The organism is Phaeobacter sp. QD34_24 (assembly GCF_028890115.1).
In the GTDB taxonomy this organism is placed as follows: Bacteria; Pseudomonadota; Alphaproteobacteria; order Rhodobacterales; family Rhodobacteraceae; genus Phycobacter.
Window position 1 is genome coordinate 21,555 of record NZ_JARCJD010000016.1, and the last position, 14,615, is coordinate 36,169.

General features: G+C 64.3%; 15 protein-coding genes. 7 read left to right on the forward strand and 8 right to left on the reverse strand.

Translation table 11 applies throughout. From position 1 onward, the window contains the following. Positions 1-130 precede the first annotated feature (130 nt). Both PXK07_RS13550 and PXK07_RS13555 read left to right on the forward strand, forming a co-directional pair. The gene (locus tag PXK07_RS13550; RefSeq protein WP_446728379.1) at positions 131-982 is read left to right on the forward strand and encodes an MBL fold metallo-hydrolase; all 852 of its coding nucleotides are present in this window, start codon (positions 131-133) and stop codon (positions 980-982) included. A 41-nt stretch (positions 983-1,023) separates the two neighbouring features. After that, positions 1,024-2,451 carry an FAD-binding oxidoreductase gene (locus PXK07_RS13555; RefSeq protein WP_274848865.1) on the forward strand — a complete coding sequence of 476 codons (1,428 nt, stop codon included), beginning with the start codon at positions 1,024-1,026 and terminating at the stop codon, positions 2,449-2,451. A 104-nt stretch (positions 2,452-2,555) separates the two neighbouring features. Here PXK07_RS13555 and PXK07_RS13560 read toward each other — a convergent pair whose 3' ends face one another. The 5 genes from PXK07_RS13560 to PXK07_RS13580 all read right to left on the reverse strand — a co-directional run bounded on the left by PXK07_RS13560 (position 2,556) and on the right by PXK07_RS13580 (position 6,771). After that, on the reverse strand, positions 2,556-3,782 hold the full coding sequence (locus PXK07_RS13560) for an MFS transporter (protein WP_274848866.1): 1,227 nt from the start codon (positions 3,780-3,782) through the stop codon (positions 2,556-2,558). Between the two features lie 87 nt (positions 3,783-3,869). Next, the gene (locus PXK07_RS13565) at positions 3,870-4,349 is read right to left on the reverse strand and encodes a fasciclin domain-containing protein (RefSeq protein ID WP_274848867.1); all 480 of its coding nucleotides are present in this window, start codon (positions 4,347-4,349) and stop codon (positions 3,870-3,872) included. A 211-nt stretch (positions 4,350-4,560) separates the two neighbouring features. Beyond that, positions 4,561-5,100 (reverse strand): adenine phosphoribosyltransferase, encoded by a 540-nt coding sequence (locus tag PXK07_RS13570; RefSeq protein ID WP_274848868.1) that lies wholly within the window; start codon positions 5,098-5,100, stop codon positions 4,561-4,563. 132 nt (positions 5,101-5,232) lie between these two features. Further along, positions 5,233-5,865, reverse strand: coding sequence for a LysE family translocator (locus PXK07_RS13575; protein WP_274848869.1), 633 nt, complete (start codon positions 5,863-5,865; stop codon positions 5,233-5,235). A gap of 39 nt (positions 5,866-5,904) precedes the next feature. Further along, positions 5,905-6,771, reverse strand: coding sequence for an S-methyl-5'-thioadenosine phosphorylase (locus PXK07_RS13580; protein WP_274848947.1), 867 nt, complete (start codon positions 6,769-6,771; stop codon positions 5,905-5,907). Positions 6,772-7,064: 293 nt separating this feature from the next. On the opposite strand from PXK07_RS13580, the gene PXK07_RS13585 reads away from it, so the two are divergent. Beyond that, positions 7,065-8,708 (forward strand): SulP family inorganic anion transporter, encoded by a 1,644-nt coding sequence (locus PXK07_RS13585; protein WP_274848870.1) that lies wholly within the window; start codon positions 7,065-7,067, stop codon positions 8,706-8,708. Between the two features lie 275 nt (positions 8,709-8,983). Here the strand turns inward: PXK07_RS13585 and PXK07_RS13590 are convergent, their stop codons facing one another. Further along, a complete protein-coding gene (locus PXK07_RS13590; protein ID WP_274848871.1) occupies positions 8,984-9,625 on the reverse strand; it encodes a CatB-related O-acetyltransferase in 642 nt (213 codons plus the stop codon). Between the two features lie 12 nt (positions 9,626-9,637). After that, entirely contained in the window at positions 9,638-10,243 is a 606-nt protein-coding gene (locus tag PXK07_RS13595) for a flavin reductase family protein (RefSeq protein ID WP_274848872.1), read from the reverse strand. An 89-nt stretch (positions 10,244-10,332) separates the two neighbouring features. Here PXK07_RS13595 and PXK07_RS13600 point away from each other — a divergent pair, with 89 nt between their 5' ends. From PXK07_RS13600 to PXK07_RS13615, 4 genes are all read left to right on the forward strand, one after another. Next, positions 10,333-10,830: a GNAT family N-acetyltransferase gene (locus PXK07_RS13600; RefSeq protein ID WP_274848873.1), complete on the forward strand. Its 498-nt coding sequence runs from the start codon at positions 10,333-10,335 to the stop codon at positions 10,828-10,830. Positions 10,831-10,892: 62 nt separating this feature from the next. Then, entirely contained in the window at positions 10,893-11,399 is a 507-nt protein-coding gene (locus PXK07_RS13605; RefSeq protein ID WP_274848874.1) for an NUDIX hydrolase, read from the forward strand. 50 nt (positions 11,400-11,449) lie between these two features. Continuing rightward, positions 11,450-11,950 (forward strand): DUF1178 family protein, encoded by a 501-nt coding sequence (locus PXK07_RS13610; protein ID WP_274848876.1) that lies wholly within the window; start codon positions 11,450-11,452, stop codon positions 11,948-11,950. Positions 11,951-11,962: 12 nt separating this feature from the next. Continuing rightward, positions 11,963-12,604, forward strand: a complete 642-nt coding sequence (locus tag PXK07_RS13615; RefSeq protein ID WP_274848877.1) for an SDR family oxidoreductase — start codon at positions 11,963-11,965, stop codon at positions 12,602-12,604. Between the two features lie 116 nt (positions 12,605-12,720). On the opposite strand, the gene PXK07_RS13620 is transcribed toward PXK07_RS13615, so the two are convergent. Beyond that, positions 12,721-14,478, reverse strand: coding sequence for a trypsin-like peptidase domain-containing protein (locus PXK07_RS13620; RefSeq protein WP_274848878.1), 1,758 nt, complete (start codon positions 14,476-14,478; stop codon positions 12,721-12,723). Between the last annotated feature and the right edge of the window lie 137 nt (positions 14,479-14,615).

The window sequence follows — 14,615 nt, forward strand, 5'->3', positions numbered from 1 at the left end:
CCAACCGGGGAGAGGCATTCCATGAATGTCGCGACCTGGGCGGGAGGGTTTTGCCTCCTGTTCGGGATCTATTGCGCTGAATTTATGATAGACCGGCTGACAGAAGGGTTTCTTGCGCTACTGTTGTGTCATGCGCCGACTGTCTGTTCACCTCCTTGCGATGTCCTTTGCCCTGCTCTTTACGATGCCTGCGGCGTCTCAAGAGCATCGCGCCAGCCATTGCATCGCCCTGGCGGAGGCGGCGCCGGGCATCCGCTACCTCCACAAGGCCAGTTGGCGGGCGCCGGTGCCGGAGTATTCGGTGCGTATCCGATATCTCGCCCATGCCAGCTTCCTGATCCAGACCGAAGGCGGGTTGAGCGCGGTGACCGATTTCACCGGCTTCACCGGATCGGCCGATTTCATGCCCGATGTGGTCACCATGAACCATGCCCAGGAAACCCATTGGACCGCCCATCCCGACCCCGCGATCCCGCATGTCCTGAAGGGCTGGGGAGAGTTCGGAGAGGGGATCGATCATCACCTCGACCTGGGCGAGATGCTGGTGCGCAACGTTCCGACGGATATCCGCTCCCCTTACAGTGACGGGGTAGAGGTGGCCGGGAACTCGATCTTCGTCTTTGAGGTCGCGGGCCTGTGCATCGGCCACCTTGGCCATCTGCACCACATGCCGACGCCCGAGCAATTCGCCGCGCTGGGGCGTCTTGACGTGGTGATGGCGGCCGTGGATGGCGGCATGACCCTTGCGCTGCCCGAAATGGTGGAGGTCCTGCGCCGCCTGCGGTCCTCGGTCATCCTGCCGATGCATTGGTTCACCGACTTTTCGCTGGAGCGTTTCCTGATCCAGATCGGCAATCAGGCCGGGGGAGAGTTCGACGTGGTGCAGGAGGGCGCGGCGGATATCACTGTCTCGTTGCGCAGCCTGCCGGACCGCCCGACAATCCACGTGCTGCGCCCCGCTTACCTCCGCAAGGAGGAATAGCCCCTCTTGCCTTGGGCGCCGGGATTGGACATGCAGGAGGTATGACACTGAATGCCGCCACTCCCGACTTCGCCGCTCGTCTTGCAACCCTTGTGCCGGACGGCGTGCTGTGCGCGGCCGAGCCACGCTACCTGGAAGAGCCGCGCGGGCGGTATCAGGGGCAGGCCGGGCTGCTGGCACTGCCCCGCAATAGCGAAGAGGTCGCCACCCTGATCCGCGCCGCCAATGCGGCACGGGTGCCCGTGGTGCCCTATGGCGGTGGCACGGGGCTGGTCGGGGGGCAGGTCATGGCCGAGGGCCCGGCGCCGCTGCTCTTGTCGCTGGAGAAGATGACGGCGATCCGCGCGGTCTATCCGGAGGAAAACGTCCTGATCGCCGAGGCCGGTGCGATCCTGGCGGATGTTCAGGCGGCGGCGGCAGAGGCCGGGCGCCTGTTCCCGCTGTCGCTGGCGGCTGAGGGCTCGGCCCGGATCGGCGGCAACCTTGCCACCAATGCGGGCGGGGTCAATGTGCTGCGCTATGGCAATGCCCGCGATCTGTGCCTTGGCCTTGAGGCGGTTCTTCCCAGTGGCGAGATCTGGCATGGGCTGTCCCGCCTGCGAAAAGACAATACCGGCTATGATCTGCGTAACCTGTTGATCGGCTCCGAAGGGACGCTGGGGGTGATCACCGCGGCCTCCCTTAAACTGTCGCCAATCCCGGCCGGGCGTGGCACGGCTCTTTTCGTGGTGCCGTCCCCGCAGGCGGCGATTTCGCTATTGTCCCTGGCGCGCGATGCCGTGGGAGAGGGGATCAGCGCCTTTGAGCTGATGCATCGCCAGGGATTGGAGTTCCTGGCCGAGACCCTGCCACAGGTGCGCCAGCCCTTTGCAACAGCCCCTGAATGGTGCGTGCTGATCGAACTGGGCCTTGCGCGCGGGCTCAATTCCGAGGTGGCCCTGGCCGACCTGTTCGAGGCGGCAGTGGAGGCGGATCTGACCTTGGATGGGGTGATTGCCCAATCCGAGGCGCAGCGCGATGCGCTATGGGCCGTGCGCGAAATGATCCCCGAGGCAAACCGGCTGATCGGCGCGATCTCCAGCCATGATATCTCGGTGCCGATCTCGGCCATTCCCGATTTCATCCGGCGCGGCGGCGGGGCCATTGCGCAGCTGGGGGACGGGGACATGCGGATCAACTGCTTTGGGCATCTGGGCGATGGCAACCTGCATTACAATGTCTTCCCGGCGGCTGGAAAGGCGCGCAAGGATTATGAACCGCTGTACGACAAGGTGAAACGCAGGGTGCATGATCTGGTGCATGACTTCGGGGGCTCGGTCAGCGCCGAGCATGGGATCGGCCGGTTGAAGGTCAGCGATCTGGAACGCTATGGCGATCCGGTGAAATTGGAAATGATGCGGACGATCAAACAGGCTTTGGACCCGCATGGGATCATGAACCCCGGTGCGGTGCTGCGGCAGGGGGGGTAGCGCTCCCGCGCCCGCGGGATCTGGCTGGGCCAGACCCCGGGCGGCCTTGGGCCCGGCAGCGGGCGGTGCCCGCTGTGTGCGGGTTGCCATGGCGGTGCGAGGCGTCAGGCCGCGGTAGGTGTTGCGGAGGGTCGCTCTGTACGGCTGCGCATCAAAAGCCAACCGATGATCAGGATATTCAGCCCGTTCCAGGCGATACCGTTGACAAAGGCCATCTGGTAGCTGCCGGTGACGTCATAGATCCAGCCGGACATCCATCCCCCCAGCGCCATGCCGAGGATGGTCATCATCATCACGAAACCGACCCGGGCGCCTGCCTCTTTCGGGGGCATGTATTCCCGTACGATCAGGGCATAGCTGGGCACGATGCCGCCCTGGGCGAGCCCAAAAAGCGCGCTCACCAGGTAGAGCGGTACCATCCCGTCAAACGGTAGGTAGAAGAACAGGGCGATACATTGCAGCACCGATCCGATCAGCAGGATGGCAACGCCGCCCAGACGATCGGCCGCAAGCCCCGAGATGATCCGGCTGACCACGCCGCCCAGGAGCATCAGCGACAGCATTTCGGCCCCCACGGCCGGGCCATATCCCAGCCCCACGCAATAGGCGACAATATGCACCTGTGGCATCGACATCGCCACGCAGCAGCCGATCCCGGCAAGCCCCAGAAGCCATTGCAGGCTGCGCGCCGACAGGCCCGCGCTGCGCGCCTTGAGCGCCGAGGCCGCATCAGAGGCGGCATAGGCCTCTGCCGGGACCCGGCGCCGCAGCAGCAGCGCAAGCGGGATCACCACGGTAACGGTAATCGCAGCGAGGGCAAGATAGACCATGCGCCAGCCGCTGGTCTCCAGCAGGCCTGCCAGCAGCGTCGGCCAGAGCGCACCGGAGAGGTAATTGCCGCTGGCCACCAGCGCCACGGCAATGCCGCGCCGCCGCAGGAACCAGTGGGAGATATCAGCGATCAGCGGCCCAAAGCCGACGGCGGTTCCAAGACCCAGCAAAAGATGCGTCAGGGACAGGAGCGCCATGCTGGGCGCAAGGGTCGACAGCACATAGCCGGATGCCGTGGCGCAGACCGCTCCGATCAGGGAGAGGGTGATGCCAAAGCGATCCACCAGCCGTCCGATCGCCAGGTTGCCAAGGGCAAAGCCCACCATGGTCAGCGTGTAGGGCATCGAGGAGGCGGCGCGCCCGGCGCCAAATTCCGCCTCGACCGCGGGCATGATCACGATGATGGCCCACATGCCCACATTGGCCACGGTTGCAATGGCCAGGGTCACCAGCAGGCGAAGCCAGGAATAGCGGCTGTCGAGGATATCGGAAGTCGTCATGTCGGCACGCTAGGGCGCGGACCGAGGGGCTGCAACAGAATTCGCCGGCCCCTGTCCGGGGCAGGAGCCGACTAATCTGCGCGGGCGTTACTTGGGCAGGATCACCTTGTCGATCACATGGATCACGCCGTTGCCTGCTTCGATATCGGCGGTGACCACGCTGGCGTCATTGACCATCACGCCCTTGTCCAGGTCGATCATGATAGCGCCGCCCTGAACGGTGGCCGCGCTCATGTCATCGGAAAGGTCGGTGGACATCACCTTGCCCGGTACCACGTGGTAAGTGAGGATCGAGATCAGCTGGTCCTTGTTCTCGGGCTTCAGCAGCTCTTCCACTGTGCCTTCGGGCAGGGCGGCAAAGGCGGCATCGGTGGGGGCGAAGACGGTGAAGGGGCCCTCGCCCTTCAGGGTGTCAACCAGACCCGCGGCCTGAACCGCGGCAACCAGGGTGTTGAAACCGCCGACGCCGACGGCGGTATCGACGATATCCTTGGCCTGGCCGCTGGCAAATGCCGCTCCGGTCATGAACAGGGTTGCGGCGGCTGTCGTCATCATCTTGCGGAACATCTGGGTTTCCTCTCTGTTTCGATTGCAAGACGCCCGTCACAGGCATCACGGTCACTACGGCAAAGACGGAAACCCGGATGTGGCGAAATTCAGCCGCCGGGGCTTTGACAAAAAGGCCGCCGGAACTAAGCCCGGCGACCTTTTGATTTCCAGTAAAGTCAATGTGATCGCTGCGTGAGGATCCTGTTATCGAAGCGGCTGATCCGCGGCGTCAGTCGCCCTCGAACTCGCAGAGCACATGGACATCCATCCCCATGTCTTCGAGCTTCTTGCGCCCGCCCAGATCGGGCAGGTCGACGACAAAGCTGCAAGAGACGATTTCACCGCCCAGGCGCTCGATCAGCTTGATGCCGGCCCCTGCGGTGCCGCCGGTGGCCAGAAGATCATCGACCACCAGAACCTTTTCACCGGGCTGGATGGCATCGTCGTGGATCTCGACGATCGCCTCGCCGTATTCCAGCTGGTATTCCTCGCTGATGGTGGTGCCGGGCAGCTTGCCCTTCTTGCGGATCGGCACGAAACCGACGCTCAGCTGGTGTGCGATGGCGCCGCCCAGGATGAAGCCGCGCGCCTCCAGGCCGACCACCTTGTCGATCTGCTCGCCCGCATAGGGGTGCAGCATCTGGTCGATGGCCATGCGAAAGCCGCGCGGATCGGCAAAGAGCGTGGTCACATCGCGGAACATGATCCCCTCGTGCGGGAAATCGACGATGGTGCGGATGTAGTCCTTGACGGCGGTCTTCTTGGGCATGGATGGCTCCTGCTTGCGGGGGCGGTTGGCGTTTGCTCATGGCGTTTGGATCGCAAAGGCGACCGGGGCCGCTCCGGGGTTTGGCCGAAGCGCGCCCGCCATGCAAGGGAAACCTTGGGGTGTCGTTCGGGATCAGACTGCCGGGCGCCGCAGCAGGGCGGTGAACAGCCCCATGCCGACCAGGGCCGCCCCGCCTGTACGGGTCAGCGCACGGATCGCGGCAGGTTTCGCGATCCAGTCGCGCATGTGCCCGGCCAGCAGCGCATAGGCCAGTGCGTTGAGCGCGGCCAGGGTCACGAAGGTGGCGATCAGGATCGAGAACTGCGGCAAGAGCGGCTCACTTGGGCGCATGAACTGCGGCACGAAGGCGATGAAGAAGGCGATGGACTTCGGGTTGAGCGCGGTCACCAGCGCCGCATGGCCAAAGACGCCGCGCGTTTCTTCCTTGGCGGTGCTGTCCAGCACGGTGAGGCCACCGGTGGGGGCGCTACGCCAGAGCTTCACCCCCATCCAGATCAGATAGGCGGCCCCCACCCATTTCAGCACCGAAAACAGCGTCGCCGAGGTCAGCACCAGCGCCCCAAGCCCCAGCAGCGAGGCGGTCATGGCGATGAAATCGCCAAGCGCGACGCCAAGTGCGGTCGCCACAGCCACCTGTCGGCCACGGGAGAGCGCATAGCTCAGCACCAAGAGGATGGTGGGGCCGGGGATCAGCAGCAGCGCCACGGATGCGGCCACAAAGGCAAGCCAGAGGTTCAGATCCATCGTCGTCTCCTGTGTTGTTCGGGGGCCTTGACCTCAGGGTCAGGCGTTCAGAACGCGCCCGGCGACGGCGTCCAGCTTTGACAAGAGCGCCGGGTCGCGTTTTTCGGGGGCGGTCATGATGGCAAACTCCAGCGCCCGGTCGCAGCCATGCGGGCAGGGCGTGCGCTCGGCGCCGAGGATCCCCGGCAGGCGGCGCACCAATTCGCGGCCATTGTTCGAATTGCCCTGAAGGGTTGCCAGAATCGCACTGATGTCCACCGCGCCGTGATCTGGGTGCCAGCTGTCATAGTCGGTGACCATGGCGATGGAGGCGTAACACAGCTCTGCCTCGCGGGCGAGCTTGGCCTCGGGCATGTTGGTCATGCCGATGACGTCGCAGCCCCAGCTTTCGCGGTACATCTTGCTTTCCGCGACAGAGGAAAACTGCGGTCCCTCCATGCACAGGTAGGTGCCGCCCCGGTGCACCTTGATGCCCGCATCGCGCGCGGCAGCCTCGGCGGCGTCGCTCAGGCGGTCACAGGTGGGGTGGGCGACGCTCACATGGGCGACGCAGCCGGTGCCGAAGAAGGATTTTTCGCGGGCAAAGGTGCGGTCGATGAACTGGTCCACGATGACGAAATCGCCTGGCGCCATCTCTTCGCGAAACGATCCGCAGGCAGAAACGGAAAACACATCCGTGACCCCAAGCCGTTTCAGCGCGTCGATATTGGCGCGGTAGGGCACTTCGGTCGGGGAATGCACGTGACCGCGCCCGTGGCGGGGCAGGAAAGCCATTTTTACGCCGTCCAGCGTACCTGTCAGGATCTGGTCCGAGGGGGCGCCCCAGGGCGTTTCCACATTGACCCATTCGGCCCCGTCAAGCCCGTCGATGTCATAGATGCCCGAGCCGCCGATCACGGCGATCATGGTCTGTTTCGAAGTCTCTGCGCTCACCTCTGGGTCTCCCGCTGGAATACTGACTGGAATATTGGCGTTGCCTTGTTGTGCCGCCGGGCCGATGCGTTGGCAAGAGGGGCATCCTGTTGACGCGGTCATTGCAGGCCGATGGTTTTCGCGGCGATGCCCCCATAGGCGATGGGCAAACTGCGGGCAGGGAAAAGGGCAACACGGCGGAGAAGGCCCGCAAACCTTGTGTCACGGGGCGATTTGGTCTAGGGGCGGGTCAGCACAGTGACCTCCTCCAATCACAGGTATTCTTGATGAAACGCGCCGCCATGGCCCTTTTGGCCAATCGTATCTCTCCGCCCAACCTTTCGATCATGCAGGACGAGGGCTGGTCCGTGGGCCGGGTGCGGACCGAGCTTCTATCGGGGCTGACCGTGGCGCTCGCCCTGGTGCCCGAGGCGGTGGCCTTTGCCTTTGTCGCGGGCGTGCACCCGCTGGTCGGCCTTTATGCGGCCTTCATGGTCGGTCTGATCACGGCGGTGATCGGCGGGCGGCCCGGCATGATCTCTGGCGCCACGGGGGCGCTGGCGGTGGTGATGGTGGCTCTGGTGGCCGAGCATGGAGTCGAATACCTCTTTGCCACGGTAATCCTTATGGGGATCCTGCAGGTCATTGCCGGGGTGATGCATTGGGGCAAGTTCATCCGCCTGGTGCCGCATCCGGTGATGCTGGGTTTCGTGAACGGTCTGGCCATCGTGATCTTCCTGGCGCAGCTGACGCAGTTCAAGGTGCCGGGCACGGGCGGGGCCGAATGGCTGAGCGGCATGTCCTTGTACCTGATGCTGGGTCTTGTGGGTCTGACCATGCTAATCATCTGGGGCACGCCGAAGATCACCAGCGTCATCCCGGCGCCGCTGGCGGGGATCGGTATCGTGGCGATCCTGGTGATTGCGCTCGGCCTTGATGTGCCGCGCGTCGGCGACATGGCCTCGATCGAGGGCGGCCTGCCGAGTTTCCACAACCCCTTCGGCACCGGCGAGGGGCTATATGGCACCATGCTGGCGCCCTTCACCTTCGAGACCTTCCAGATCATCCTGCCCTATGCGGTGATCCTGGCCGCCATCGGGTTGATCGAAAGCCTGCTGACCTTGAACCTGGTGGGAGAGATCACCGGCAAGCGCGGCGGTGCCAGCCAGGAGTGTATCGCGCAAGGCACGTCCAATATCGTGACCGGCTTCTTTGGCGGCATGGGCGGCTGCGCCATGATCGGCCAGTCGATGATCAACGTGAAATCGGGGGGGCGCACCCGCATCGCCGGGATCGCCGCCGCGCTGTTCCTGCTGCTGTTCATCGTCGTGGCCTCGCCGCTGATCGAACAGATCCCGCTGGCCGCCCTGGTGGGCGTGATGTTCATGGTGGTGATCGGCACCTTTGCCTGGAACAGCTTCAAGGTGATGACCAAGGTGCCGCTGACGGATGCCTTTGTGATCGTGCTGGTGACCGTTGTGACCGTGATGAGCGACCTTGCCGTTGCCGTGGTCGTCGGTGTCATTGTTTCGGCGCTGGCCTATGCCTGGAACAACGCCCGCCGCATCCACGCGCGCACCCGCGATTCTGTCAGCGACAAGGGCGCCAAGGTCTATGAGATCGAGGGACCGCTGTTCTTTGGCTCCACCGACGGGTTTATCGAGCTGTTCGATGTGGCGGGCGACCCCGACCGCGTGATCGTCGATTTCGCCAACAGCCGCGTGGTGGACCAATCCGCCCTGCAGGCGATCGAGGCGCTGGCGGCCAAATATGAGGAGGCGGGCAAGACCATCGTGTTGCGTCACCTCAGCCGCGATTGTCACCAGCTTCTGTCCAAGGCGGGTCACCTGATGGTCGATAGTGATGATGACCCGGAATACGCATTGGCGGTGGATTATTCGGTCAAGACGGGGGTTTTGGGCGGGCACTGAGTGCAGCCATAGTTCTGTATCGAGGGCCTGTGGATGCAGATCCACAGGCCCTTGTTATTGGAAGATCATCTCGGGCTCACCAAAGCAGCAGCATCAGATCCCCCCTCGCGCTGCCCGTCTGGCACAAGGCCTGCCCGGCGTGACAAGCAAAATGGCCGTATCCACGCCCCCTGATATGGGGCGCGGAGCCTCGGCAATTTGGCTTGCACTTGACCCGGCCTTGCGCCCTTGGGTCTGCGTCGAGGGTGGCTCCGAAGCAGCAGCTTGGGCGCGGCTCAGTCCGGGGCGAGGCTTTCGAGCATGTCGAGATCGCCAGAGGTCAGCGCAGGTTCGGCGCGCAGGATCAGGTCGACCGGCCAGTCCCACCATTTCAGCGCCAGCAGCCGCGCGATCTGGGGCTTGGAAAAGCGGAACCGTTCGGCGCGACCCGGATTGCCGGTGACGATGCCATAGGCGGGCACCGTGCCACGCACCACGGCGCCCGCGCCGATGATGGCGCCATCGCCGATGCGGGCACCAGGCAGGATCATTGCGCCATAGCCGATCCAGACATCGTTGCCGATCACCGTATCGCGGGTATCGGGCTGAAACCCGGCCATCTGATCAGGATCAAAGACCGGGAAGGGGTAGCAGGAGAGCCCCTCCTGCCCGTGATTGGCCGAAGAGGTGATGAAGCGTGCGCCATGGGCGATCTGGCAGAAGCGCCCGATCACAAGCCTCTCGCGCGCGCCGGGAAATAGATAGGGCGCCAGATGCGCTGCCCAGTCCTGTGGTGGGTCGAAATCCGAGGCATAGCTGTAGGCGCCGACTTGAAAGTTCGGATGGTCCACCGCCTGTTTCAGCATCACGGTGCCCGCGTGGGGGCTGCCGTCGGGCAGGATGATCGGGTGGCGCAGGCCGGGATCGGGCAGGGGCATGGTCCAGTCGCCTCAATCGTCGGGGCGCGCCAGCGAGAAGACCTCTGTCACGCGGGAGTAATCGCGGTAGCCAAGGCGCGCGAGCGGCTCGAAGGTGGTGACATCGAACAGCCCGTCCTTCAGGCAATCGTCGCGCAGGTGCACGCCGGTCACCTCGCCAAAGGCGACGCGGTTGGAGACGCCGGGCAGGTCGACGATCTTGGTGAGCTTGCATTCCAGCGCCGCAGGGGCATCTGCAATCCGGGCGCAGTTGATGGTCTCGCATTCAACCGCTGTGAGGCCCGCATGAGCGAACTCATCCACCTCTTTGCCCAGGGTCTGCGAGCTGGCGTTCATCGCATCGCGCATGGCGTAGGCGACGATATTGACGCAGAAGACGCCGGTTTCCTCGATATTGGCCATGCTGTCCTTGGTGTTCGCCTGGTCGTCCTTGCTGCCTGTCGAGGCGAACATCACCTGGGGCGGTGTGTAGGCGACGCCGTTGAAGAAGGAATAGGGCGCCAGGTTGTTCACGCCGTCGCCCGAGCGGGACGAGATCCAGCCGATCGGGCGCGGGGTGATCACAGCGTTGAACGGGTTGTGGGGCAGGCCGTGGCCGTCTTCGGGGCGGTAGAACATGCGCATCTCCAAGTGTTTGCTCAATGCTTAGGCCCGTGTTAGGGCGATTTCCACCCCTCTTGGGACGATTTCGCGGAGGCGTGAGTGGCGTGATCGAATTGAAACCGGAGCAGCCCGACGACCGCTGGGAGGTCGAGGCCCTATACGATCTGTGCTTTGCGCCGGGGCGCGAGGCGCTGTCCTCCTATCGTTTGCGCGATGGGGTGGCGCCGGTTTCGGGATTGAGCCTGGTGGCGCGGGATGAGCAGGGCATCCTGGCCGGTGCAATCCGGTTCTGGCCGGTGCATGTCGGGGCGGCGGATGCGCTATTGCTGGGGCCGGTTGCGGTACACCCCACGCATCAGGGCGAGGGGCTGGGGGGCTCGCTGATCCGCGACAGCCTGGCGCGGGCGGTCGAGAGCGGCTGGAAGCGGGTCATGCTGGTGGGCGATGCGCCCTATTACAGCCGGTTCGGGTTTGAAAAACTGGCAGGCGTCGTGATGCCGCCGCCGACCAACCCCGAACGGGTGCTTGGCCTGGCCCTGTCAGAAGGGGGCTGGGATGGTATCCGTGGGGATGTGACCCGATGGCACCGCAATTGTGCGTGAATGTGCAAAGCCCGCTTCAATAGCGCCCCGGTTATCTGCTATCACAGGGTCAGGAAGGGGCGATGCCCCGCACATCAGGTGTTGACCCATTGAACCAATCGGCGCTCTCTGCTGTCTCAAAGACGCAGACGGATACCGCGACACAGGTCGCAGCCCTGTGTTTTCGCATCACCAGGACCGGAAAGCCGCGGATCCTGATGATCACCTCGCGTGGAACCGGGCGCTGGATCCTGCCCAAGGGCTGGCCCATCCCGGGACGCAGCCTGGCCCAATCCGCCGCGATCGAGGCTTGGGAAGAGGCGGGCGCGCGGGGCGTGCCGCTGGATCAGTGCCTGGGCGAATACGCCTATGAAAAGTGGCGGCGTGAATTGACACCTCTGCCCTGTGTGGTGCGTGTCTATCCGGTGCTTGTCACCGGGTTGCAGGACAATTTCCCGGAGCAGGCGGAACGGCAACGGGCCTGGAAGTCCCCGCGCAAGGCCGCCGCGCTGGTGCAGGAAAAGGGATTGCAGGGGATTTTGGCCGGGTTCGATCCGCTGACACTTGGCTCGGATCTTTTCAACTCTTGAAGTTTGGGCACCGCAACACCTATTGGGCAGGAGCAGCAACGGGATAACAGATGATACGTTACAGCCTGAAATGCGCCGAAGGCCACAGCTTTGACAGCTGGTTCCAGTCCGCCGCCGCCTATGACAAATTGGCCGTCGCCGGGCTGGTCTCCTGTGCGGTCTGTGGCTCGGAGAAGGTGGAAAAGGCCATCATGGCGCCGCGCGTGCGCCCCGGCCGCAAGGCGGTCTCCTCGGTCGGCGAGGCCGAGAGCCCAGATGCGGCGCAGCCCTCGGACAGCCACGAACCGGCGGCCCCGGCCCAGACGCAAGGCGCCCTGAGCGCGCCGGCCAGCGAAATGGAAAAGGCGATCCAGGAGCTGCGCAAGAAGGTCGAGGAGAACTCCGACTACGTGGGCAAGGATTTTGTATCGCAGGCACGGGCGATGCATCTGGGCGATGCCCCGGCCCGTGCGATCCATGGCGAGGCGCGCCCGGAAGAGGCCAAATCGCTGATTGAAGACGGGGTGCCGGTGCTGCCTTTGCCGTTCGGCCCCGCGCGAAAGACGAATTGAAGGAATCCATCCATGCATGCAGTTGTCACCGGGGCAAGCCGGGGTATCGGGCGGGAGTTGGTCACGCGGCTGACGCAAGCCGGGCATGAGGTCACCGGCACCTCCCGCGATCATTCCTCCGGCGTGCGGCTGGATGTCTGCGATCCCGGTCAGCAGGCGCGTTTTGCCGCGCAGCTTGGCGACAAGCCGATCGATCTTCTGGTCTGCAATGCCGGTGTCTACCTCGACAAGGGGATGGCCCTGGAGGAATACACCGCCGAGGTTTGGGCCAAGAGCCTGGCGGTCAATGTCACCGGCGTATTCCTGACGGTACAGGCGCTGTTGCCGAACCTGCGTCTGTCCAAGGTGCCGAAGATCGCGATCATCTCCTCGCAGATGGCGAGCCATGCCCGCGCCCCGGGGGGCAGCTATGCCTATCGCGCCTCCAAGGCGGCGGCGCTCAATATCGGGCGCAACCTGGCCAGTGACCTGCGGCCCGAGGGCATCGCGGTCGGGATCTACCACCCCGGCTGGGTGCGCACCGACATGGGCGGCAGCGAAGGCGAGATTTCGGTTGAGGAGTCCGTGACCGGTCTCCTGCATGAATTCGATGTGCTGGATATCGAAACCACCGGGTGTTTCCATACCTGGGATGGGCGTATCCACGCCTTCTGAGGCGCTTTTGTCTCAGACTGCCAAAGGACAAAGGCCGGAGCAGATCTGCTCCGGCCTTTCTTGATGGTCAGGGGTGGCATGCCAGAGGACGGCATGCAAAGGGAGGGCGGCGGCCCTCAGTCCCAGCAGCTGACCAGGACGGTCATGCCGGTGGCATGGCGCACCAGGGCTTCGTTCGAGAGCGCGCTGCCATCCCCCGCCTGTTCGGAAGCCTTGACGCCTGCCGCGAGCAGGGCTTCGCGCAGGGTCGCGGCGGAGAGGCCAAAGCTGACGCCCTCGGGCAGGACGCGCCCCTGGATCTGATGCGGCAGCAGCATGCCCAGTACCGCGCCAGAGGCATCCAGGACCGGCCCGCCGACATCGCCCGGCTGGGCGCTCAGATCCAGGCGGATGACGCCGCTGTCGCCATCCAGGCTCTTGAGGTCAGCCAGGGTGCCAAAGGTCAGGCTGGGAGCGCCCAGGACCCCTTCGTAGGAAAAGCCCGAAGCGGCGACGTCGGATTTCAGACGCGGGGATTGGGTGATGAAGCCGGCCACGGCGATGGGGGCCAGCTTATCGACGGGCTCGAGGATCGCCAGGCCGGTTGCCGGGTCATTGACCGCAACCGTGGCCTGATACCCGTGATCGAGGGTAATCCGGCTGCAGCCCGCGACCACATCCGAGGTGGTCACGACGGCGCCGTTCTGTCCCACGAAGAAGCCCGAGCGCGACAGGCGCGGTTTGCGTACCTCGAGACCGGCCAGCAAATCCACGCTCTGTGCCAGATCGCTGCCCGCGGCATCGTCCAATACCCCGTCGATCCGGGTGAAACTGTCCTGCATCGCGGCCAGAACACGGGCGCGGCGGGCATCGTCCCCAGCGGGCCAGATCAGGGTAAAGCCCTTGATCTCGCCGTTTTTCAGGCTGGCTTCGGTGTGGGAGACGATCCGGCCATTGCGTCCTTCGATGGTGAAACTGTCGCTGCCGCGTTCACGCGGGCCCTCCAGCGGGACGACTTCCAGCGTCTGCATGATGTCATAAAGGCCGAACAGGGTGTTCTTGTCGCCGCGCTGGCTGATCAAGAGCACGCGCACTCCAAGGTCGCCACTGCTGTCATATTGGGCAAAGGGCGATTCATAGCGGGCAAAGGCAACTTCGCCAGCGGGAATTTGCATGGTAATGCCCGCACCGGTATCCATGACCTCGGCCATGCCGACGGAAATCAGCGGCGCATTGTAATCGTCGAGCAGCAGCTTGCGCTGGGCGGTGGTCAGAACGCCGGTGGGCTCAAACCCCTTGTAGACCTGCCAGTCGGACATGGATTGGCGGGTGCCCCGGCCAAAGGAGCCATCGATGGCCGCGGTGTAGAAACCGGCGGCCTTGAGGGCGACTTGCAGCTCCATTTTCTCGTCGCGGGACAGGGCCTGTTCGCTGCGGCGCGCCTGTGCGGGCGTCTCATCCGGGAGGGTCACCTGCGGTTGCGGTGCGCTGACGGCGGGGTCTGCGGCCTGCGCCGTGACCGGGGCCACCGCCGTTGCCTGATCGCGCGCACCAACCGGGTAGAACTGGTTGCGCAGATTGGCCTGGAAGGCGATGAAACTGTCGCGCGGGATCTGTCTTTCGGTGCGGTAGACCTGCAGGACCCGTTCCGCATCGGCGCGCGAATAGGGGCCGAGCACGATACCGTACCATCCTGCGCCAAGGGTGAACCCGGCCACATCCGGCAGGCGGGCGGCATAGGACTGTGCTTCCTGTTGGGCCTCGGCAAGCGAGGGGCGCGCGGCGATCTGAATCCAGACGCTTTCCTGACCGGCCTGTTGCGCCTGCGCCGGGGCAACCAGATAAAATGCAATTGTATTGAGCGCCAGCAGCAGGGCGGTGAGTATTCTTTTCATTGCAGGACCTCTATCCCGATGGGGTAAAATGTTGGAGCGCAGATAAACATTTTGCCGGGACAAATGAAACTCCCGGGAGGGGGGAATTCATCGCTTGATGCAGCAATCCATCACCTTTGATCCAATCCGAGGCACAA